The organism is uncultured Lacinutrix sp. (assembly GCF_947500605.1).
In the GTDB taxonomy this organism is placed as follows: Bacteria; Bacteroidota; Bacteroidia; order Flavobacteriales; family Flavobacteriaceae; genus Lacinutrix.
This window is the reverse complement of the sequence record NZ_CANMSJ010000035.1, coordinates 1-228: the sequence shown is the minus strand read 5'-3', so window position 1 is coordinate 228 and position 228 is coordinate 1. Positions and strand designations below refer to the sequence as shown.

Sequence of the window (228 nt, the reverse complement as noted above, 5' to 3'; positions counted from 1 at the left end):
GCTAATGTTGTTATTTCTGATGTTACTACTGGTGGCTCGCTTACTGTTACTAAAGTATTCACTTCAATACTTGAACACCCTGTTGCAATATCTGTTGCTACAACACCATAAGTACCACCTTCGGTTGGTTCTATAAACTCTGCCGTTTCTGCTGGAAGAACGGTACCGTTTAAGTTCCATTCAAAAGTATATAATGCAGGATCTAAGCCTGTGTTTACAACTGGTGAG

The 228-nt window shown here is 39.9% G+C and carries 1 protein-coding gene; it reads right to left on the bottom strand.

Features of this window, described 5'->3' with window-relative positions; translation table 11 throughout:
* Positions 1 to 228: hypothetical protein (locus Q0935_RS15865; RefSeq protein WP_299388353.1), on the bottom strand; the 228-nt coding region annotated here is incomplete at both ends.